This is a genomic window from Paenibacillus roseus (assembly GCF_016424485.1).
Taxonomy (GTDB): domain Bacteria; phylum Bacillota; class Bacilli; order Paenibacillales; family Paenibacillaceae; genus Paenibacillus_D; species Paenibacillus_D roseus.
The window spans coordinates 183,569-205,169 of the sequence record NZ_JAELUP010000103.1; the positions used below are offsets into that span (position 1 = coordinate 183,569).

22 protein-coding genes and 1 other annotated feature (1 of these 23 only partly in view) are annotated in these 21,601 nt (G+C 50.1%); of the genes, 17 read left to right on the top strand and 5 right to left on the bottom strand.

The features are described 5' to 3' along the window. Positions 1-204: a binding site (T-box leader), on the top strand; it begins 27 nt to the left of the window's first position. A gap of 92 nt (positions 205-296) precedes the next feature. Together JFN88_RS17705 and JFN88_RS17710 are read left to right on the top strand one after the other, a co-directional pair. After that, positions 297-1,832, top strand: coding sequence for a 2-isopropylmalate synthase (locus tag JFN88_RS17705; RefSeq protein ID WP_199020626.1), 1,536 nt, complete (start codon positions 297-299; stop codon positions 1,830-1,832). An 84-nt stretch (positions 1,833-1,916) separates the two neighbouring features. Then, entirely contained in the window at positions 1,917-2,120 is a 204-nt protein-coding gene (locus JFN88_RS17710; RefSeq protein WP_199020627.1) for a hypothetical protein, read from the top strand. Between the two features lie 11 nt (positions 2,121-2,131). Here JFN88_RS17710 and JFN88_RS17715 read toward each other — a convergent pair whose 3' ends face one another. Beyond that, complete coding sequence (locus JFN88_RS17715) at positions 2,132-3,142, bottom strand: glycosyltransferase (protein ID WP_199020628.1); 1,011 nt, start codon at positions 3,140-3,142, stop codon at positions 2,132-2,134. A 110-nt stretch (positions 3,143-3,252) separates the two neighbouring features. On the opposite strand from JFN88_RS17715, the gene JFN88_RS17720 reads away from it, so the two are divergent. Then, positions 3,253-4,548 carry a glycosyltransferase family 2 protein gene (locus JFN88_RS17720; protein WP_199020629.1) on the top strand — a complete coding sequence of 432 codons (1,296 nt, stop codon included), beginning with the start codon at positions 3,253-3,255 and terminating at the stop codon, positions 4,546-4,548. A 74-nt stretch (positions 4,549-4,622) separates the two neighbouring features. Here JFN88_RS17720 and JFN88_RS17725 read toward each other — a convergent pair whose 3' ends face one another. Genes JFN88_RS17725 through JFN88_RS17735 form a run of 3 tightly spaced genes read right to left on the bottom strand, consistent with a single transcriptional unit; the run spans position 4,623 to position 5,826 of the window. Then, entirely contained in the window at positions 4,623-4,826 is a 204-nt protein-coding gene (locus tag JFN88_RS17725) for a hypothetical protein (RefSeq protein WP_199020630.1), read from the bottom strand. A gap of 13 nt (positions 4,827-4,839) precedes the next feature. Further along, the gene (locus JFN88_RS17730) at positions 4,840-5,238 is read right to left on the bottom strand and encodes a DUF2642 domain-containing protein (protein WP_199020631.1); all 399 of its coding nucleotides are present in this window, start codon (positions 5,236-5,238) and stop codon (positions 4,840-4,842) included. Positions 5,239-5,253: 15 nt separating this feature from the next. Then, on the bottom strand, positions 5,254-5,826 hold the full coding sequence (locus tag JFN88_RS17735) for a hypothetical protein (protein ID WP_199020632.1): 573 nt from the start codon (positions 5,824-5,826) through the stop codon (positions 5,254-5,256). Between the two features lie 248 nt (positions 5,827-6,074). On the opposite strand from JFN88_RS17735, the gene JFN88_RS17740 reads away from it, so the two are divergent. The 3 genes from JFN88_RS17740 to JFN88_RS17750 all read left to right on the top strand — a co-directional run bounded on the left by JFN88_RS17740 (position 6,075) and on the right by JFN88_RS17750 (position 10,067). Further along, positions 6,075-7,274 (top strand): polysaccharide pyruvyl transferase family protein, encoded by a 1,200-nt coding sequence (locus JFN88_RS17740; RefSeq protein WP_199020633.1) that lies wholly within the window; start codon positions 6,075-6,077, stop codon positions 7,272-7,274. Next, a complete protein-coding gene (locus JFN88_RS17745) occupies positions 7,271-8,266 on the top strand; it encodes a CgeB family protein (RefSeq protein WP_199020634.1) in 996 nt (331 codons plus the stop codon). Before JFN88_RS17740 ends, JFN88_RS17745 begins: the two co-directional genes overlap by 4 nt. A gap of 553 nt (positions 8,267-8,819) precedes the next feature. Further along, positions 8,820-10,067 carry an ATP-binding protein gene (locus JFN88_RS17750; RefSeq protein ID WP_199020635.1) on the top strand — a complete coding sequence of 416 codons (1,248 nt, stop codon included), beginning with the start codon at positions 8,820-8,822 and terminating at the stop codon, positions 10,065-10,067. 218 nt (positions 10,068-10,285) lie between these two features. Here the strand turns inward: JFN88_RS17750 and JFN88_RS17755 are convergent, their stop codons facing one another. Continuing rightward, entirely contained in the window at positions 10,286-10,795 is a 510-nt protein-coding gene (locus tag JFN88_RS17755; RefSeq protein ID WP_199020636.1) for a hypothetical protein, read from the bottom strand. A 462-nt stretch (positions 10,796-11,257) separates the two neighbouring features. Here JFN88_RS17755 and JFN88_RS17760 point away from each other — a divergent pair, with 462 nt between their 5' ends. From JFN88_RS17760 to yqeH, 11 genes are all read left to right on the top strand, one after another. Then, the gene (locus JFN88_RS17760; RefSeq protein ID WP_199020637.1) at positions 11,258-11,980 is read left to right on the top strand and encodes a metallophosphoesterase family protein; all 723 of its coding nucleotides are present in this window, start codon (positions 11,258-11,260) and stop codon (positions 11,978-11,980) included. Between the two features lie 123 nt (positions 11,981-12,103). Then, entirely contained in the window at positions 12,104-12,601 is a 498-nt protein-coding gene (gene infC, locus JFN88_RS17765; protein WP_199020638.1) for a translation initiation factor IF-3, read from the top strand. Between the two features lie 148 nt (positions 12,602-12,749). Then, complete coding sequence (locus tag JFN88_RS17770; protein ID WP_199020639.1) at positions 12,750-13,091, top strand: ArsR/SmtB family transcription factor; 342 nt, start codon at positions 12,750-12,752, stop codon at positions 13,089-13,091. 219 nt (positions 13,092-13,310) lie between these two features. Next, complete coding sequence (gene spoVAC / locus JFN88_RS17775; protein ID WP_233168008.1) at positions 13,311-13,805, top strand: stage V sporulation protein AC; 495 nt, start codon at positions 13,311-13,313, stop codon at positions 13,803-13,805. A 1-nt stretch (position 13,806) separates the two neighbouring features. After that, entirely contained in the window at positions 13,807-14,823 is a 1,017-nt protein-coding gene (spoVAD, locus tag JFN88_RS17780; RefSeq protein ID WP_199020640.1) for a stage V sporulation protein AD, read from the top strand. Position 14,824: 1 nt separating this feature from the next. Beyond that, entirely contained in the window at positions 14,825-15,175 is a 351-nt protein-coding gene (gene spoVAE / locus JFN88_RS17785) for a stage V sporulation protein AE (protein ID WP_199020641.1), read from the top strand. A 195-nt stretch (positions 15,176-15,370) separates the two neighbouring features. Beyond that, a complete protein-coding gene (locus JFN88_RS17790) occupies positions 15,371-16,327 on the top strand; it encodes an AAA family ATPase (protein WP_199020642.1) in 957 nt (318 codons plus the stop codon). A gap of 1 nt (position 16,328) precedes the next feature. Then, complete coding sequence (locus JFN88_RS17795) at positions 16,329-17,582, top strand: DUF58 domain-containing protein (RefSeq protein ID WP_199020643.1); 1,254 nt, start codon at positions 16,329-16,331, stop codon at positions 17,580-17,582. Next, entirely contained in the window at positions 17,566-19,800 is a 2,235-nt protein-coding gene (locus JFN88_RS25025; protein ID WP_199020644.1) for a DUF4129 domain-containing transglutaminase family protein, read from the top strand. Before JFN88_RS17795 ends, JFN88_RS25025 begins: the two co-directional genes overlap by 17 nt. A gap of 126 nt (positions 19,801-19,926) precedes the next feature. Further along, on the top strand, positions 19,927-20,451 hold the full coding sequence (locus JFN88_RS17805) for a YqeG family HAD IIIA-type phosphatase (RefSeq protein WP_199020645.1): 525 nt from the start codon (positions 19,927-19,929) through the stop codon (positions 20,449-20,451). Next, positions 20,427-21,575 (top strand): ribosome biogenesis GTPase YqeH, encoded by a 1,149-nt coding sequence (gene yqeH, locus JFN88_RS17810; protein ID WP_199020646.1) that lies wholly within the window; start codon positions 20,427-20,429, stop codon positions 21,573-21,575. The genes JFN88_RS17805 and yqeH overlap by 25 nt, the downstream gene beginning before the upstream one ends. Positions 21,576-21,601 lie beyond the last annotated feature (26 nt).

A 21,601-nucleotide genomic window follows, 5' to 3' on the forward strand; every position in this document is an offset into this window, starting at 1 on the left:
AGTGAATGTACTCTCAGAGAGCCGTTGGGTGGTGCGAAGCGGCAGTGTCGTTCATTTTGAACTCGTCTATGAACAGCTTCCCGATCATGTAGGGCAAGACGGATTTCCACCGTTACAGGGATAGATGGTGTTGGCCATCGAATTGAGCTCATTTCGACATGAAATGAATTAGAGTGGTACCGCGGGTTAAACCTCGTCTCTATTGTAGAGACGGGGTTTTTTTGTTGGTTAAATTCCGGGTTTAACCAGCTCCGCTTTGAAAATAGACATTATACATTGCCTAGGAGGAGTTAGCCATGACACGGAAAATTATTGTATTGGACACAACTCTGCGCGACGGTGAACAAGTACCGGGCGCGAAGCTGAATACGCAGCAAAAAATTGAATTCGCCCAGCAGTTGAAACGCCTGAACGTCGATGTGATTGAAGCAGGATTTCCCGCTTCTTCTGCGGGGGATTTCCGTTCTGTACAAGAGATTGTCAGAACAGTAGGAGATACAATCTCGATCACTGCGCTGGCGCGCGCCGTCAAAAACGACATCGACTCCGTATACGAGAGCATCAAGCTGGCGCAAAACCCGTTTATCCATATCGTGCTCGGAACCTCCAATGTTCACGTGGAGAAGAAGTTCAACCGATCCAAGGATGCTGTGCTGCAAATGGGTGTCGATGCGGTCAAATATGCCAAAACGCTGCTGCCGCATGTCCAATATTCCACAGAGGATGCATCCCGCTCGGATTTTGAATATTTGTGGAAAACGATTGAAGCTGTCGTCAAAGCCGGAGCAACGATCATTAACGTGCCGGACACGGTTGGCTATGCGGTTCCGGAGCAGTTCGGCGAACTGATTTACAAAATCAATGACCGGCTGAAAAACCTGAATGACAAAGTCGTTCTGAGCGTACATTGTCACAATGACCTGGGGATGGCAACCGCGAATACGCTCAGCGCAATCAAGAATGGCGCGGAAAAGGTCGAAGTTACAATTAACGGCCTTGGTGAGCGCGCGGGAAATACCTCCCTTGAAGAAGTGGTCATGGGGCTGAAGGTTAGAGAGAACTTCTACGGATGCACCACAGGAATCAAAACACAGGAACTGATGAGAACCTCCAAGCTGCTGACCCATCTGACTGGACTCGATGTACAGGTGAACAAGGCGATTACGGGTGAAAATGCGTTTGCGCACTCTTCTGGTATTCACCAGGACGGCTTGCTGAAAGACAAGAATGTATATGAGATCATGTCTCCTGAGGAAGTCGGCGCGGAGAAGATGGAGTTGATTTTGACTGCCCGTTCTGGACGTCATGCTTTCAAAAACACGGTGGAGAAATTGGGCTTCGAAACCGCAGATACCGAGGACTTCGAGCAATTGTTCCAAAAGTTCCTTGTCCTGGCGGACGCCAAGAAGGAAGTATATGATCACGATGTGTTTTATCTGGTTACGAACCATCGTACAATAGACATTAGCGACAGCCAGTTGTATGAGCTTGATTCCTTCCAGGTTATTACGAATGATCTGTACCCTACGGCTACGGTAAAGCTGAGGAAGGGCAATGAATTTTTCAAAGACAGCGCAGTAGGCGATGGACCGGTAGATGCGCTCTATAGCGTCATCAGAACGCTGACCGGTATGGATGTGGAGCTGAAGGATTATAAAATCAACAGCCTGTCCAGAGGCAAAGAAGCGATTGGCCGTGTTATGATTCGCGTGGAATATCAGGGCAGAACCTATTCGGGACGCGCCATGGATACCGATATTATTAAGGCAAGCGCACTCGCTTTCCTGAACGGAATCAATGCGGCACTGCTGGATGCCTCCAAGGAAAATTAGGACTCAGACCAGAATCGGCAGGCCAGGAGAAAGGCGGCGGAAACGCTTGCATTCCCTGGCTTTCACGCAAAAGGGGAGCTAAGAATGATCAGCTATGTTCTTGTGTTTATCATCATTGTTGTTGCGGTTCTATCTACGATTTTGATAGGGCATTCCCAGGAGAATAAAAAGGCGAGCCCGTCCTATGGGCAAAATATGGGGAAAAAGTGGACGAGATTAACGATGTTTTATGTCGTGGCTGCAGCAGCCAGCATTATCTTGCTCGCCCTGTATGTTGCCTTTTTGTAGCCGGGAAGGCTTTATAATAAAGGGATAAACGCCTGGATCTCACGGACGCGTGCCTCCCACGTATGTTCCAGGGCATAGCGGATGCGGGCAGCGGCATCTCCCGGGTCCTGCAACCTTAGCAGAACCGTGTCGATGAATTCGTCGGCCGACCGGCATACATCCACATGCGGCTGCATCCGCATACATTCTGGCAATGCGGTCGAGACGACCGGCTTGCCGCTTGCCAAATACTCATAAGCTTTGACCGGATTGGTAGCCAGTGTAGTGGGGGAGGGGAGGAATGGAATAAGCAAAACGGCCATTTGCCGAATATGCATCGGAAGCTCATGATGCGGCTTATGCCCTAAAAACTGCATGTCGGTCTCCTGCCCATACTTGCGGCCAAATTCCGGCCCGATAATAACGAGGCGGGTATCCACAGGCAGCCGCCGCGCCAGCCGTCTGAGCAGATTTGCATCGGTCCATGGCGCCCAGGCGCCGATATAGCCGACATGGCTGTCGCCAGCGAAAGCTATGCGGTCCGCTTCCGTAGACGATTGTTCGTCCATCAGATGCAGCCCCATCCCGCTGTCATAGCCATTGCGTACGAGCGCAAGCGGCCGCTTCGGATTTTGGCGTCTAAGTCTTGAATAGAGCCGTTCCGAAGTACAGATGATCCAATCCGCAGTCTCCACCATTTGCGGCTCATACGGAGCCAACTCCGCAAATTCATCCACGCAATCGTATACAATATAATCCGCCTGATACCGTTTGAGCGACTCTGCCAGTTGGGGCAGCGAGCACCAGATCAAAGTTCCGCCCGAGGCTCCTTGCCGAATAGAAGGCCATATATCCTGCAGCCATTGCGAATGGTTGTGTACAACGAAGAGCCTTTCCGCAATTTGTTCGTTCTCTCTCACAGAGATGGATTTATTGCAAAAATAAACATGGTGTCCCGCTTGGGCCAGATGGAACATCAACTGGTGGGGCCGCTGCTTCATAAACGACCAGTCGATAATCGGTGGAAATAAGATGACCGCCATGTTATCTTTCTCCATTTCGTTGTTGTTTTTAAAAGCTTCATGTATGATGCAGTGCCGGTCAGCATAACCATTACCAATTCGATTACTTAAGATCAGAAAGGGTTTGGATTATGATTGTGTTTGTGCTGAACGATACCCAGACGCCGGCAGCGCGTCTTACTGTACGAACGGCTGAACTTTTGCTGCCCGGGGCCGAGATTGTGCCGCTTGCGCAGCCAGTCGGCGGCAAGCTGAACGACTACTTGCGGCATAGAAACGAAGAGCCTTACATGCTCACCATACCATCAGGCGCCGAACTGCTTCGCTCTTTTTCCACTGAACTCTCCCATTGGCTGACACTCATGAAGGAGCAAGGATTGAAATGGCTGCGCATTCAGCCTGCGCAATCTGCACAGTGGGACATCCAGGTGCCTGAAATTCCGCACGCTGTCACGATATGGACTCCCGACGCGATAGCGCGCGGAGAAATAAACGGCTTTGCCGAGGAGAGCGAGCTTCCCTTCAATCACTATACAGACTATGACAAGTATATTCAGATCCGTGAGGCCTGCCCGGGGGCTGAGTTGCTGAGCTCCAGCTTTCGTCCGGCCCCCCGGCATTTTCCCGCCTGGATGCGTCGGCGCGAGGAATGGGAGGCGCTTGCGCCTTTGCTTGAAGCTCCAGCAGTCCCCCGGCCTCATAGCAAGCCTTTGCTGTCTGTAGTCATCTGTGCCTATAACGCTGCGGCTCATTTGCCGTGGGCGATTCGCAGTGTCCTGAAGCAGACGAGTTCTGCCTGGGAACTGATCCTGGTAGATGACGCTTCCAATGATGGAACGGATGCAGCAATTGAACGTCTGGTCCCACTCGCACATAACGTGACGGTTATACGGCATGAGCATAATAGAGGCAAGGCGGCATCGCTCAATACAGCGCTCGTTGCTGCGCGTGGAAGCTGGCTATTGGAGCTGGATGCCGATGACTGGCTGACTTGTGATGCAGTCGCCCGCTTTGCGGAAGCAGCGGTTTGTGCCGAAGATAGCGTAGCACTAATCTGCGGAAATTATGGCGAATGGCTGGAGCGCAGCCCTCATCAGCTGTTATTCAGGAAAATTCACGTTACTTCTCCCATCAAGGATGTCCGGCAGCTGCTGGAGAATGCCCGCCCTCTTATCCCGCGTCTTTACCGCGTATCAACGCTTCGTCAGGAAGGAGGCTGGCGCCAATCGGACCCGTTCTACGGCAGGCTGTATGAAGATATGGAGATGTTGATTCGCTTGCTTCGCAGCTATGAAGCGGAATATCTTCCTCATTGTCTGTACCATCGCCGGCTGCGCAGCTCCAGTATGTCGAGGAAGCATGCCAAGGCTTATGCCGCCTGGAAACTGTGGGCGCTTGCCAGCTTTGAAGGGCTTGATCACCGCTAAGACTTCGGAAGCTGGAGAAGTGAAGCATCGCCTTTGTTCCCGAACTCCTCTTCCACAGCGTTCATTCGTGCAACTTATAGAGCCAATATTCTGACGAAAGATACCTGATTGGAAAAAAGTGTGACCTGCTCAGTCGGCGTCTGATAGGACGGATCAGTGACCAAAATGGTAAACTGCCCGTTCCCTGTAGACAGCAGATCGCCCGTATAGTAATTGCTGCTCAAAAAAACTTCGATTTGGCGCCCGATGTAGTCTGAGAGCAACTGCTCAAAATTCATGTCCTTCCCTCCTTTATGGATACGCGGCATTAATTTGGGCGGCTCGCACAAGCAAAATATCCCCGGCTGGTTCTTGCAGTTTGATGACATCTATTCCCACATTCAAGACAGTACCCCCTACGGTACCCGCAAGCGTCTCGATCGTGACATTCTCGCCTATCTTATCCTTGAAATAATCAATAATCCCCGGATTTTCCGGTTGCTCTCCGCGGATCAGCGTAAAGCTGAATCCGGCTCCATCGGCGCTCCCGGACTGGATGCTGAATCCGGCATTGGTTAACTGCTCCAGCGCGGCGGCCATACTGGTTCCCAGGAGAATCGACGGAGCTGCGCTGCTGCTGCTTGACAATGTAACCCGAGCGGCGTTCCTGGCGTAATTATTGTCGCATCGCAAAAGAACGATATCTGCCATCTGTTATTCCTCCTTCTAATTGACCTGTTGATAAAACGGATAATGGAAGCCGATAATTTGATGAAGCGGGAAAAATAAATACTCTCCCCCTATGGCATCCACTGGTTCAACAATAACAAGGCCTTCGGGTCGCACCTCACGCACTATGCCCGCCCGCTTGATCGTTGCCTGCGCCGAACCTCCCTGGGCAGTAAATAATTCAATGCCCAGCGGATTGCCGACATAGGCGGCAAGCGCATCGCGAAGTGCGAGTATAGTATTGCTTTCTGCAGAAGGGGGCTGTGCTTCATAAGGGGGGACATTGACAATCGGGGCGGGTATGTTGACGACAGGGGCCGGAATATTGACAGATGGGGCAGGGACATTGACTACAGGTGCGGGGACGTTAACTGTTGGCGGAGAAGCGTTTGGCACTTTAATTTCCGGATTGACATGTACGGCATGGGTGTGGATCGTATTGCCACGCTTCTTTTCTCTTTTTGTATATGATGAAGCCCGTTTTTTAACCAAGCATTTCCGATATTTTGCGCATGCTCCCCGTCCCGGTTTATTGACGCGAAGTCTGCTTCTGCTCTTTCTTCTGATCATGCTGGATTGCACCTCCGTTGCAGATTTATATCATCATATTCCCCTAATTGCTGAGAGAAAGGGACACTTGACCACTTGAGGACACAAGCCGTTAAATTGGGTCAATGCTCCTCCCTGTATGCGTGCGATATCAGGCAGCCTGAGTCAGCGGAAAATAAAGCCGCAGGTTATTTGCTCGGTGCAGATTCTACATCCTTTACATAAACTATCTTGATTTTGAAGGATTAGATTGGAGGGGCAGGGTTATAATGAAATATTTAATCCACGGTTTTTACGGGGCGGGCAATGCCGGTGATGATGCCATTTTGCATGCGCTTATCGATCAATTGGTCGGGATTGAACCCGATGCGGAAATTACGGTCAGCGTGCGCAGCAAGTCCATCGGAGCCTACTATGGCTCGCATCCAGTCCGGACAATATTCGGTTTCGACCTGGAGGAACTGAAGCAGGCCGTGTCCCGAAGCGATATGGTCATTATCGGCGGAGGCGGCCTTTTCCAGGATTACAACGGTTTTGACACCCTATCCCTTTTCCATACAACCGCTTCATTGCGACGGCAGCCCGGTGCGATCGTCTATTATAGCACGCCTATTTTTATAGCGAAAACATTGGGCAAGCGTGTCGTGCTGTACGGACTCGGTATTGGCCCGTTCTCTACCCTTGAAGGACATCGTGCAGCGGGATGGATCTCAGGGCTGGCCGATGCGGTTACGGTCCGGGATACCGGGTCCTGGGAGCTGCTTCAGTCAGTTGGGGTCAAACAGACCGTATTGGCTGCTGACCCGGTTGTTAGCTTGGGAATAAATGGAAGCGCGGACATCCTGATCAGCAAAGCGGACATTCAGGAGGCCAGAAATCGTAAGCCGCGAATCGGCTTGAACTTGCGAAGATGGGCATATGATCCGGACGGCAGCGCACGCTTCTACAAGCTGTTAACCCAAGTCGCAAAGCATACTTTGCAGCAGCATCAGGCGGAGCTGTTTATTTTTACTTTTAATCGCAGTGAGCAGGAGGTCAAGCTGGCCAGAGAGTTCGCTTCACAATTCCCGCCGGATGCAGTGACAATCATCCCGTATGAGGACAGTACGCCGATGAAGCTGCTAGAGTTTATGGGAACTTTGGATTTGACCATCGCGATGCGTCTGCACGCGTCGATTATATCGATGGCTGCTGATACACCGGCAATCGGACTTTCGTATGATCCGAAGGTCAGCCAATTTTTCAGTGAAGCAGGTCTGCCGGGATTATGTATTCCCATCAATGAAGCTGCACAATCCGAATCTGTGCTCATAGCGGCAGTGGATAATGTTTTGCAAAACCGGATGGCCTGGAAAGAAAAAGTAAAGGCGCAGATGGCCGTACTGCGGAGCAGAGAAAAGCTGAACAGACAGATTTTGCTGAGTGAAACGGAACAGGTCAGACGTCGGAAGGGAGGCGGACTGGAATGAGGCTGGAGGAACTCAAGATCACTTACATTTGCCGTTATGTCCCTGGTGTGAATGAAATTTTGAAGAGTATTCATAACGGGCTGGAGGAGCTGGGTTGTACGGTGCAGGAGCTGAATCTGACCGGCAAAATACCGCTGCTGCATAATCCGTACCGGCATCAGGGCGGCAACGGTCCGGTCTATGTCCGTTTGAACAAGCTCTTTTCCTTAATCCGCGACTTTCAGCCTGACCTCATTTTATTCGGCGGGGGCGGCCTAACATTTTCGGCGGAGGACATGGCTGAAATCAAGCAATATTGCGGCATAATCGGCCTGACTTTAAGCGACCCTGACGTATTTCCCACCGTTGTCAACTACGCTTCCGATTATGATTTTCATACGACCAACTCTATGCAGGCGCTGGATATGTACCGTGAACATCAGCACGATAACATCATCTTTATGCCGTTTGCAGTAGACCGGCGTTATTTTGTGCCACGGGACCCGGTACCGCAATTCCAGTGTGATGTCGCCGTTATTGGCCATGCCCGGCCGGATCGGATTGCTCTTGCAAGCAGACTGACGGCGGAATTTGATACACTGCTCTACGGCAAAAATTGGCCCGATCATACGATGGGGCCGGTAAACGGAGAGAACTGGTTCCGGGCAGCGCATTCCACAACGTGTCTCGTTAATTTTCCAACCACAGGGGCAGGCTATACGAATGTAAAAGTGGGCGTATTCGAAGCGACCGCTGCGGGCAAGCTGCTGTTCACGCATTATTTTGATGAAATGAGTCGTTATTTTGTGTATGACAAGGAAATTGTCGGTTACCGCGATGAAGATGATCTGATCGAAAAGCTGCGATATTACATTAGCCATCCCGCCGAAGCGGACAAGGTTGCCCGTGCTGGACAGCAGCGGACGCGGCTGGAGCATACATGGGAACACAGATTTGCCGATCTTTTTGGGAAGCTGGATTTTGACCGTTTCAAGGGAAGAAAATGGGCTTAATGAACGATCATAAATCTCCTTTAACCGGCGCACGATAGGGGTACAAAGGAGGGAATTGATCATGGCGAAACAGCAGGGACATGGAAACAAAAATACGACGACCAAAACTTCGGATAAAAAAAGCAACGGATCCGGCAATAATCACTGATTCAGCTGCATATCGTTATCCCCTTATGACCTAACCTGCTCACTATCGTCCAGCAAGCCGAATAATCTGGTTAGAGCTGACTGTCTGATCAGGATAGGAGAGGATATTATTGGGGAAAAAACAAGCGGCGCTGCTGTTCATCCTACTGCTTTATGTATTACTGGTCGCACTGCTGTTTATCCTACTGTTTTAACCTGACAAGGATGGATGGCTAATACTGAAGAATTAGAGCAAACAGCACAGTGTACCGTTTTTGACGGGAGCAGGTGCTGTTTGTTTTTTTTGCGGCAGCTTAAACGGAGGTGTCACACCATCATATGTTTTCATTCGTTCAATTTATATACATCCAATTTGGGAGGAAAAATCAGGAAAGACGTCGAATCGAATAGAGCGGAGGGATTTATAATGAGAGACCTGTTACTGGATTTTCTGTCCATTTTATTCCCGGTAATGCTCTACCAGTTTCTAGTGTTGGCCAAATCGACTCGGGTGAAAGACAGTGTCTATAAAATAAGTCTCGGACTACTTGCCGGGTTGGCAATTGTTTGCTCTATGCTGCTGCCTGATCCCATCATCAATGATCTGGACGGTGATTTAAGAAATATTCCGTTGATCATAGCACTACTATACGGCGGCTATTTATCCGGCGGGATTTCGCTTTTTTGTTTTTTGCTGACCAGGTATCTGATTGGAACGGACGGGTGGGAAGTGGCGTTTGTCGGAATACTGACTGTCCTTGTAGCGACCGCCATATTTCATTCACGTTTTGCCAGGCGGACGCCGCGGCAAAGGCTGGTCATCACGACGGGGCTGGCATTAACCGGCTTTATTGTGAATGGGTTCGTAGCCATCGCACAGCAGCATCCAGACTTTCTGAATATGTCCCGGCTCGCGATCACAGGCGTGATCGAGATGTCAGCGATGGTCATGGCAACCTGTTTAATGGAGGTCACGATCAAGTCCAAGCTTATGCAAAGACAACTTCTCTCTGCAGAGAAGATGAATCTTGCAAGCCATCTGGCATCTTCCGTCGCTCAGGAGGTCCGTTCTCCTTTGGCGGTAGTAAAGGGGTATTTGCAGCTTGTCTTTGAAAGTGTGGAAGGGAAAAACCGCATCTATATCGAAACTTCGCTTGCCGAACTCAAGCGGGCGGAATATGTGATCCATGATTTTCTGAATTTTGCCAAGCCTCAGCTTGAAAAGATGGAAATCGTTCAGGTTGCGGACATGCTGCACCATATTAGACAAACGATGTCGGAAACTGTTGCAATGCATAACGTCGATTTACAAATCGAAGCAGAAGAGACTTTACTGCTGGAGGCAGATCGCTACAAAATTATGAAGGCCTTGGGCCATGTCATCAAAAACGCCATTGAGGCCTCCAATGGAGGGCAGGTATTCATTAATGCCCAGCGGGTTTTGGACAAAATTCAGATTTCGATCAGTGACAACGGGGAAGGGATGACGCCGGAGGAATTAACCAGACTCGGCACCCCATTCTATTCGACCAAGACGAACGGTACCGGACTGGGGCTTATGGTAGCCTTTCGGATTATTCAGGCGATTGGGGGACAATTGGAATATACAAGCGAGAAAGGGAAGGGGACAACCTCGGTAGTCAGCCTTGATGCCGCGCCGTCAGTTGCATCATGATCGAAGACTGCGGTTATGTACAAACAGAAAAGGGGATGATCGGATTATGATACTGGAGACTTGCAGGTGAAATCAGGCTTGAAGGAAAGTGCTGCACCATTTTTACGATCCGTTTCCGAAAGTAGAGCATTATATGAAGCTGGTTCTACAGCCCCTGTGTTCTATACGTTACTAATTTGTAAAGCGACATAGGGGTTTTCTATTGAAGGTGTTTAACTTTAAGGGATCAGTTTTGTGCCATTCAAGTTGTATTGCCCTTCTTTACCACCCGCAATGACGTTCAAATCCGAATAATTTACATCCGGTTTGAGAACCAATAGATAGCGATTGGATTGATTCATCTTTTTGTAATCTTCAACAACGAATTCTGTTTGGCCTGGTTTTAGTCCGTTATCAATGATGTATAAAGGTTCAGCAACCTTAATAATATCTCCTTTCTTTATCTTTTTTTCCGTTTTGTCAGAGTACACATCATCAATTTTAAAACTCGTAATTGTAAATCCTTCTTGAATGAATCCATCCTTATCCTTAACAACGTGGTTTTCGCTATCCAATGGCTTACCAGTAACAATCAATTTTGAGCGATCTTCCAATTCACTCAAATCCTTATGCGTGACAGGCAGTGCAGAAATTTCAACTACTTTAGTTTGACTATCCGCATAAACGTATCCAGTCACAGCGATCCCTACTGTAACTAAGGTAATTGCAAGAGTTTTCTTGAGTTTCATGTGTATCCCCCTTAATTTCCGTATTTTTCTTTGATATAATTTTTATCTGGGGTTTGTGGCCTGCTTGACGTATTCAGTGTCTCACTCATGACTGATGATACCCCACAATTATTATGTTTCAATCGAAATTTCACGAACCACTGGGAAAATAAAGTGAAGTTCACTTTTATAGACGAAAATGAGAGGGGAAAGTTTATCTAATTGTTATATTTTGTTTAAAATAGTAAGCAAGGTAAGCAATTTTCTCCCGCTTTTACTCTCATGCAGCCCAGTCAGATGATGTAACGCTTCCTAAGCAAAATAAAACATGCCCGGAGCATTACTTTGGCTTTTCTTAATATACCGCTCTCTGGAAGATGGGCTGGAACTTCAGGAGGGCAATTTGAATTTTTGCATAGAGCTGCCGCTGCATAAGTAATGAGGTCTCCAGAAATTTCAGCAGCCAACAGACAGGGGGATACTATGAAACGAAAATTGATGATTAGCGATATACATGGCTGCCTGGAGCAATTGAACAAACTGTTGGAAGTGGCGGAATACTACCCTGGAGAGGATCAGTTAATTTTGCTGGGGGATTATGTGGACCGTGGACCAAGAAGCAGGGAAACCGTTGACCGGGTGATGGAACTGGTACATGACCACGGTGCCATTGCTCTCAAGGGCAACCACGATGAACGCTTGGTCGAGTTTATATGGAACGGCGGGCTGGAAGACAAGAGCAAGTTTTTTCAGTATGGCGGCATGGAGACACTGCGCAGCTATGTGCCCTTCGGAGTGGGTCCAGACACCGAATGTCTTGTAGATGATGCCAGAATGATTATCCAGAGGAATTACAAAGAACATCTTGAGTTTCTCCAATCGCTGCCGCTTTATTATGAAGATGAGAAGCATATCTGCGTCCATGCCGGATTAAACCCGCAGTTTCGGGATTGGAAGGAACAGCCTCCCCGTGATTTTATGTATATGAAAGGGGAATTTCACCGGTCACCGAACAAGACAGGCAAGACCGTTGTGTTCGGCCATACACGGGCAGCGGAACTGCACGACTCTCCCGACATCTGGTTCTCGGACGGCAAGATCGGTATTGATGGCGGTTGTGCGTACGGGATGCAACTGAACGGCCTGGTCTATCAGAATGATTCCTACCGTTCGTATGTGGTGGGGAATTTTAAGCAAAAAACGTAATTCAGCTTCGGAAACGTCCCTTCCCCTTATACGGCTACAAAAGATATAATAATTTGAAATAGGTGCGGCAGAATAAGCAAGGCAGTTGCTGTCCAGCGATAAAGGCAAGGGAGCGAATAGCAGATGGCATCCACATTAATTATGAATGAAAAAATACGGGTCTCCGAAGTTCAATTGACAGGACTTCAAGGTGAAAACCTGGGCGTTGTTACCAGAGACGAGGCGCTTGCCAAAGCACGCGAGCTTAAGGCTGATCTTGTATGTACATCCTTAATGAGCAGCCCGCCTCCGTGCAAGCTCGTTGCCAAAGGCAAGGCCAAGCAGCAGGCAATCGAGGACAAGCGTTCTGCTACGGCTGGCTCGCATCCAGCGAAGGTGAAAGAACTGCGTCTGACCCCGCATATTGAAGAACATGATTATGATACCAAGCTGCGCCAGGCAGCCAAACTGCTGGCAGCAGGCAATAGTGTGCAGCTCGTAATCCGCATTCAAGGCAAGGAAGGCGCCAAAGCAAAGGAATTGCTGGAGCGGATGGTGAAAGACCTAGCCGAGAACGGGAAGAAGCAGACCGGCATTCAGGTTAGCGGCAAGCAAGCGGCGGTCCAACTGCTGCCATTATAAGTTTTAAGCGCAAAACGACGGTTTTCCCGCCCATTGACGGTAAAACCGTTGCGCTCCTTCTTTATTTTAGGAAGACATATATGGTTGAAATGTTTGATCATATAATGATATGCTAATATAAAGAATTAGTAAGGAAGGAGAACAGACGATGGATACAGCTACAGATACGTTGGATAAAATGGCAGAGACGTTCAAGCTGCTGGGAGACCGTACACGGCTTGCCATACTTGGCTTGTTGCGAGAAAAGGAGCTTTGCGTATGCAATATTGTCGATATCCTTCACATGTCACAGCCGAGTATCAGCCAGCATTTGCGCAAAATGAAGGCTGGCGGACTCGTTCATGAACGCCGTCAAGGCAAGTGGACCTATTATTCACTAAAGGTTGAAGACAAGCCCTATATCCAGCAAATTGTAATGGAAATCCCGTCGCAGGCATCAAAACTGAAAGAATTGGACGGACCATCACTATCGACGGTTAGTTGCGATTAACTTCTTGATGACGCTGGTTAAAATTTTTTTTATAAATTATATAATGATATTAATATATATAGATATCAAATATTGTTGGCAGCCGGCAGAGTCGTTAAGACTTTGTCGGCTTTTTTTGTTCAGATCGGATCAAGCCTGTTGCAAAATCCTGGCATACATAAGCTGCCTAAAATCGACAAATAATGGACTTAACTGAACTTATAAAGGAGGGAACGAGTTTTGGCTACAAAGAGCGCTGGACGCGGACCGTACAAAAAAATAGGGATGTCTCCTAAAGAATATAAGCAATTCGCAAAAAGCAGAGAACCCGCGCGCTCAATCGGAGTAAATTGCCTGCGCGCTTTTCTGGTCGGGGGGCTTATCTGCGTTTTGGGGCAGTTTATACAAAATATGTTCATGCATTTCTTTAAAATGTCTGAAACCCAGGCCGGGAATCCGACAGTTGCCGTCCTGATAATCATTTCGGTGATTCTTACTTGCCTCGGGGTTTACGATAAGCTTGCCCAATGGGCTGGGGCAGGGTCGGCTGTTCCGGTAACCGGATTTGCCAACTCGATGTGCTCCGCTGCGCTGGAGCATCGCAGTGAGGGGCTAGTGCTTGGAGTAGGCGGTCATATGTTCCGGCTTGCCGGGTCCGTAATTGTATTTGGTACAGTAGCGGCCTTCTTTGTGGGAATAGCGCATCTTATTTTTGGTACGGGGGGGCAACATTAAGATGCTGCGCGGAAAACAAACATGGTGGTTTGAAAACAGGCCAGTTATTCTTGGAGCCGCTACGGTTGTAGGTCCTGATGAAGGGGATGGACCGCTCGCTCCTTGCTTCGATCTGATACATCCGGAGCTCGATATGCAGCAGAAGTCATGGGAAAAAGCGGAGCGCCTGCTGATGGAGCAGGCAACCGATATTGCCATTCGCAATGCGGGGGTGAGCAAGGAGCAACTGCAGTTTTTTATTGGCGGTGATTTGCTGAATCAGATTATTAGCAGCACGTTTGCCGCCAGGGAGTTGGAGCTTCCGTATTTAGGCGTGTTTGGAGCCTGCTCGACTTCCATGGAATCGCTGGCACTATCGGCCATGCTTGTGAACTCCAGATCAGCGCGCCGGGTGTTGGCAGGCGTGTGCAGCCATAACTGCACAGCGGAGAAACAGTTTCGTTACCCGACCGAATACGGTTCGCAGAAGCCTCCGACAGCTCAATATACAGTTACCGGGGCAGGAGCGGCAGTTATCGCGGAGGAAGGCAGCGGCCCTGTCATAACGAGCGCGACGATAGGCAGGGTTGTGGATATGGGAATTACAGATCCGTTCAATATGGGAGCGGCAATGGCTCCAGCAGCCGTGGATACGATTCAGTCCCATTTCGAGGATACCGGGCGCAGTCCCGAGGATTATGACCTGATAGTCACAGGTGATTTGGCTTCGGTAGGCCACCCGATTGCCAAGGATTTGCTGGAACGGAACGGGGTTCCGATAGGGAAAACTGAATTCACGGATTGCGGCCTGATGATTTATGACATGGTCAAACAAAAAAACATCATTCAGGCAGGAGGCAGCGGCTGCGCTTGTTCGGCGGTCGTCACCTATGGTCATCTGCTTAAGCGAGTTCGCAAGGGGGAGCTTAAACGAATACTTGTTGTTGCAACCGGGGCTTTGATGTCCCCCCTGTCCTATCAGCAGGGAGAGACCATACCATGTATAGCGCACGCTGTTTCTATAGAAGGAGGAGGATGACATGCAATTTTTATGGGCCTTTCTGGTCGGCGGAGCGATCTGCGTAATTGGCCAACTGATGTTTGATGTGTTGAAATTGACGCCAGCCCATACGATGGCGGCATTGGTCGTGGCCGGAGCTGTAATTGATGGAATTGGCTGGTATGAGCCGCTGATCAAGTTTGCCGGAGCGGGGGCTACAGTACCAATTACCAGCTTCGGCAATTCGCTCGTTCACGGAGCGCTTACCGAACTGCAGGATGTGGGCTGGATCGGGATCATCACCGGAATATTCAAGGTAACGAGCGCAGGTGTTTCCGCGGCGATCATATTTTCGTTCCTCGCAGCCCTTATTGTAAAGCCAAAAGGATAAATCGCAAGAAATTGGAGGATATGTACGATCCTCCAATTTTTTTTGGCAAAAAATAAGATGCACGCCCCCCTGACAATCTAGTAGAATGATAATAAAGCGGCTATGCCTATTAAACTTGATTGTGGATGTTTTCTAATCCTGCTCCATACATAGCTGACAGCCTTGGGCCTGTAACTACTACCGGGAGGGATTTACTTGAACCATCACATTGAAGATCTGAAAATTTGTGCTCTTATCCGAAATAATCTGGAATCCAGTATCCTGGGTAAATCGAAAGAAATTTCAAGACTGCTTACGGCTCTCTTGGCCGGAGGTCATGTGTTGCTTGAGGATGTTCCGGGCACGGGGAAGACCCAGCTTGTTAAATCGCTTGCCCGTTCAATAGGGGGCCAGTTCCGCCGCATACAATGCAATCCCGATTTGCTGCCAACAGATATTACGGGCGTCTCCATCTATCATCCGAAGGAGGAGGCCTTCCAGTTTCGTCCCGGCCCGGTTGTGGCCAATATCGTGTTGGCTGATGAGATTAACCGCGCAACTACCAAGACGCAATCCGCTCTTCTTGAAGTAATGGAGGAGCGCCGCGTAAGTGTGGACGGGTTCACACACGAGCTTCCCGTTCCTTTTTTGCTTTTTGCCACCCAAAATCCGATTGAGTTTGAAGGCACATATATTTTGCCGGAAGCGCAGCTTGATCGCTTTATGATGAAGCTGACACTCGGTTATCCCGACGAGCAGACTGAGAAGCAGATGCTGCTGCTGCACCACAATGGGCGACCGGCGGAGCAGTTGGAACAGGTAGCTTCAATCGAGGACATCGTCAGGCTCCAGGCCAAAGTCAGGAATATTCATGTGGATGACGCCATAGCAGACTACCTTGTCCAAATTATCAGAAGGACAAGAAGCCATGCTGCCGTGCAGCTTGGAGCGAGCCCGCGCGCCGCATTGTCTCTGCTTGCTGCGGCCAAGGCCCACGCCTTTCTGGATGATCGCCAATATGTGATTCCGGATGATGTCAAGGAGCTTGTCCCGGCAGTTCTGGAGCACCGTTTGCTGTTGCAAGCCGAGGCCAGAATTAACGGAGTTACCCCGCTTGATATTTTGAATGATATCGTGGGTCAAACGAAGGTTCCGGTCCGGTTGGAGCGGTAAAATGAACAGCTCTCATACGCATACGCCAAACGTCCGCTGGTGGGTCGTCGCCTCCATCTATTTGAGTGCGCTTGTATTTCTGCTCTTTCAGGGAGGCAAGGCTTCACTAATGGTATTTTTGATCCTGAATGTATTGCTGCTGTATCTCGGACTTGGACGCTGGAGCGGCATCAAGCGGGTACAGGGAGAACGAAGAGTGATGCACAACAATTCTGCCAGTCCTTCGCTAACGGCCGGGAGCCGTCTTGAGGTGCAGTTGCGGGTGAAAATTCCGGGCTACTGGCCGATTCCCTATGTGCTGCTCCGCGAGCGTCTTGTCAGACAGGGCGGTAAAGACCTTCCATTTGAAGTATCGTTCGTGCCGGATTTCAAGCGCAGCGGGACAGTAAATTACTTGACTCCGCCGCTGCAAAGAGGCAATTATCATTTTTCTCAGACATTATGTTCAACCAAGGATATCTTCGGCCTCATTGAGCATACCGGTGAATTCAGCTCTGAAGATTCATTCCGGGTTCTTCCCAAAACCGTGGCCATACGCAGTTGGAGCCAGCTGCGCCTGGGAATGAGAGGACCTTATTCCCATACTGCCGCGGCCCGTTCTTCCAAAGAAACTACCCAAATCAATGGCGTGAGGGACTATCTGTACGGCGACCGTTTGTCCCGCATTCATTGGAACGCTACAGCGCGCACGGGGAAATGGAAGTCAAAGGAGTTCGAGCGCGAGGCCATGCCCCGTTCCATAGTAGTATTGGATCGTAGCTCCGTCGTCTACAACAGGCCGGAACTGTTTGAGCTTGCTGTGTCCACCGCCGCCTCCTTATTCGATTTTGGCCTTCGCAACGAGAATGCGATGGGTTTTGTGTCGGTAGGATTGCAGCCTGAGCTGTGGGAGCCCCGCTCAACTTTCGATCACCGCAGCGATATCATGAACCATTTGGTCGGTGTCGCCTCCAATGCCCGGCTTCCGTTGTTTCAGGCTCTGCAACAGGCAGACAGCAGTATGCCGCAAGGCTCGCTGGCCATTATCGTCAGTCCGCAGGGCGGTGAGCCGGTTATTCGCGCCATGCAGCTGCTGGATCGCAAGGGACTGGTTCCTTGCCTGGTCTATATGGACAGTACAGTAGATTCGGCTGCTGCAGATGAGCAGTGGCAACAATTTATTTTGCGCAAAGGCTGGTCGTTTTACAAGGTGAAGAGCTTGCAGGAGCTTCCTGCAGTGCTGGAGGGAGGCGGACAACGTGCTTATACCGTTTAGAACCGATCTCGCCGGCAAGTCGCAGGGCTGGGTCAGACGAATGTCCTTCTTGTTTGTCGGCCTGCTGCTTTGGCAGTGCTTTGAAGTACTCGACGGCTATTGGTGGGACGAGACGTTTGCTATCGTTCACGGTACATTAATAGCGGTAATGCTAACGGAAATTTTACTGCCTGTGCCGCGTATACTCCGTCTGCTTTTTCAGGGTGTACTGGTAGTTGGCATTAATGTGGTTGTCACCAAGTTCAGGTGGACGCCGCTCGACAGCGTCTCTTTTTCGGGAGACACGTCATGGTGGGACGGGCTAATTTACAATTTTAATCAGTTGCATCCTTACTTCTGGATTAGCATGATGGTCTGGGTAGCGTATCAGGGGATGAGCAACTGGGCTGCAACGCGCCAGCAAATCATTACGTTGACGGCCATGATCTTGACCGTGCTGCTTATTGCGGATTCCTTTACGCCGCTGCCGCTATGGGATAACATCGCCTGGTCCATTTTTCTCGGCCTGATATGGCTTGTCGCGGATCATTTTACCCAATTCCAGTCCAAGCATCCGGACAGCTGGAATCATCTTCGCTCCTACCCGGTTTCGATTCTTGTGCCGACGCTGCTGATTATTGCGATTGTAATGTCCTCTGGTCTGTTTGTGCCTTCCATTGCGCCGATTCTAAAGGACCCGTATACGGTCTGGATGGAGTCCAGAGGACACTCCGTCCCGTCGTTTGTAGGCGACAAGGGCAGTCCCAATCCTTCCGTAAAGACCAGAGACAGCCGCTCAGGCTACAGCCGGCAGGATGAATCGCTAGGTGGAGGATTTGACTTTGATTATTCGACGGTTATGGAGATTACAACGAATCGCCGCAGCTATTGGCGCGGAGAGACGAAGTCCTTTTACTCGGGGGACGGCTGGAGAAAAACCAGTGCCGAGCGTCGCGAGCCCTCGTTAATCGGCCTGTCAAAGGAGCAGTTGCTCCCGCTTGAGAACGGAGCTGATGGCAGCAAGGGACGGATTGAGGTGACGCAGACGGTCAAAATGGTGCGTAAAGACCCGTTCCCGGTATTGTTTGGAGCGGCTCCGATCCAGCAGATCAAGTCCATTGGTTATGGCGAGGATAGGGAACGTCTGCCGGGCCGTCTGTCATGGCACTCGTTATCATGGGAGCTGCGCTGGCCGGAGGAAGACCCGGATACGCCTTATCCCGAAACGTACACCCTCGTATCCAGTCTCCCTGTGCTGGATGAGGAAGGACTGAACAAAGCGGAAGCCATTCTTGGCAACGCCCAGTTGAATCAGATGTATTTGCAGGTGCCTGAGGGATTGCCGAACAGGGTCAGGGAATTAACGCTCCAGATTACGGCGGATGCCAGGACGCCTTATGAAAAAATGAGAAGTCTTGAGGACTACTTGAAAACGAATTTTACCTACACCAATACGCCGGACATTACCAAGCGCAAAAGCGCCGACTTTGTGGATGCTTTTCTGTTTGAGGTTATGGAAGGTTACTGCGACTACTATTCCAGCGCGCTTGCTGTCATGGGCCGGGTTATTGGCGTCCCTACCCGCTGGGTCAAGGGCTATGCCCCAGGCGTGCTGCCGCTGGATCAGATGATGTACCAGCAGCCATTCACCGTTGATCCGACCGGTTCGGGTACGTATACCGTCCGCAATGCGGATGCCCATTCCTGGGTAGAGGCTTATTTTCAAGGGTACGGCTGGATTCCGTTTGAACCGACCGCAGGTTTTACTTTCCCGTACGCCCAGGCTGAGAGCGATACACAGCAGCAGCTTGACATCCCGGAGACAACGCCGGATGTTGAAACAGTCCAGCTCGAGGAGGAGACGGCGAATAGCAATTGGGTTGGTTATACAGGGCTTGCCATTCTTGCCGGACTTGCGGTGTTTGCGATTTACCGGAGACGCCAGATTATTGATTCCCTGATCCGTTACCGGTTCCGAAGGTTCACCCCGAGCCAGCGGATTGCTTGGGAGACAGAACGATTGCTTCGTTATGGTAAAAGAAAGGGCTTGCCGTTCTCTGAACATGATACAGCGCGGGAGAGCCTTTCCGCCTGGATAGACAGGCGTGCGCTGCTGGAGCAGGAACTGACGGAGGTTTTGAGGCAATTTGAACAAGCAAAATACAGCGGTATACCTGCCTCCGAAGGGGAAATGAAGCAGTTTATCGCGCTGATCAAGACCGTTCGCGAGCGCATTTAGCCAAATAACCGAAGACCGGCATCGTCATTTTAGGACGAGGCCGGTTTTCTGCTTTGCAACAAATTCGGCAATTGTGGTATAGTTTGTCCTATGAAAGAACAATAAATTAGTCAGGGAGTCGACGTAATGTTTGAACGATTGCTTCCCAGCATGATCGTAAATACCATTTATGATATTCATTTGGATCAGTTGAAGACGCAGGGAATTAAGGGCATCATTACCGATTTGGATAATACGCTGGTTGGAGCCAAGGACCCTTTGGCGACACCGGAATTGATAGTTTGGCTTAAAGATGTGGAACAGCGCGGGTTTCAGGTTGTAATCGTATCCAATAACAACGAGACCAGAGTGGCCAAGTTTGCCAACCCGCTCCGTATTCCCTTTATTCATGCCGCCCGCAAGCCGACCAGCCGTGCATTCAGGCAGGCGCTCAAGATGATGGATTTGAATCCGGAGCAAACAGTCGTCATCGGTGACCAAATGCTTACTGATATGCTGGGTGGACGACGGATGGGGCTGTATACCATACTTGTAGCTCCGATCTCTCTTAAGGATGAAGGCATCATGACAAGGGTGAATCGGCAGATCGAGAAGGTGGCGTTGTCCCGGCTGCGTAAAAAAGGGCTATGGCCCAAGGAGGAACAGAAGTGACAGAGTATGTGAAGCTTGACCCCACCGGTTCGTGCGCGGGCTGTGGAGTACAGCTGCAATCGCAAGACAAAGAAAAACTCGGTTATATACCGGGATCGGCAAAAGAACGGGAGCCGGCGATCTGCCAACGGTGCTTCCGAATTAAAAATTACAATGAAGCGGCGTCTGTTGCCGTAGATAATGACGAGTTTCTGCGGCTGCTCGGCAGCATTGCGGCTACGGATAGCCTTGTCATTCATATTGTTGATTTATTCGACTTTGAAGGCAGCCTGATTTCTGGTCTGCAACGATTTGTCGGCGCCAATCCGGTGCTGCTCGTTGTAAACAAGGTAGATTTGCTGCCCAAAGCCGTTAATTTGAACCGTCTGCGCAACTGGGTGCAGCAGCAGGCCAAAGCTCAAGGACTGAAAACAGTTGATGTCGTACTGTGCAGCGCCAAGCGCAATCTGGGCTTTGAACGGGTTGTCGAAGCACTTGAATATTACCGGGAAGGCCGGGACGTCTATGTTGTCGGAGCGACCAATGTCGGCAAATCTACTCTGATCAACCGGCTCATTCGGGATTATAGCGACCTCGACAATGAACTGACGACATCCCGCTATCCTGGAACGACGCTGGATGCGGTCCGCATTCCGATTGATGACGGCAAGTTCATTATTGATACACCGGGAATTGTTTATCCTTCGCGCTTTACAGAGATCGTGCCGAAAACCGTGTTGAAGGCGCTGTTGCCCGAACAGACGCTCAAGCCGCTTGTATTTCAGCTGAACCCGCGCCAGACGCTGTTTTTCGGGGCGCTCGCGCGTTTTGACTTTGTGGAAGGGGAGCGTCAATCCTTTACCATTTACCTGTCCGAAGGATTGAAGGTGCACCGCACCAAGCTGGAGCGGGCTGATGAGCTATATGTCGAGCACCGCGGCGGATTGCTGGTACCGCCGGACGAGTCTGAGCTTCATGAGCTGCCTGCGTGGACACGCCATTCGGTGCGAATCCCCCGCGGCAAGAACTATGATCTATTCATCTCAGGACTTGGCTGGATCAAGGCAAATTCAATGACAGGCGCTCAAGTTGAGCTGCATCTTCCCAAAGGCGTAAAGGTGCTCCTTCGGGAATCGCTAATCTAATTTGGGGCCCATGGCAAAGGAGAACG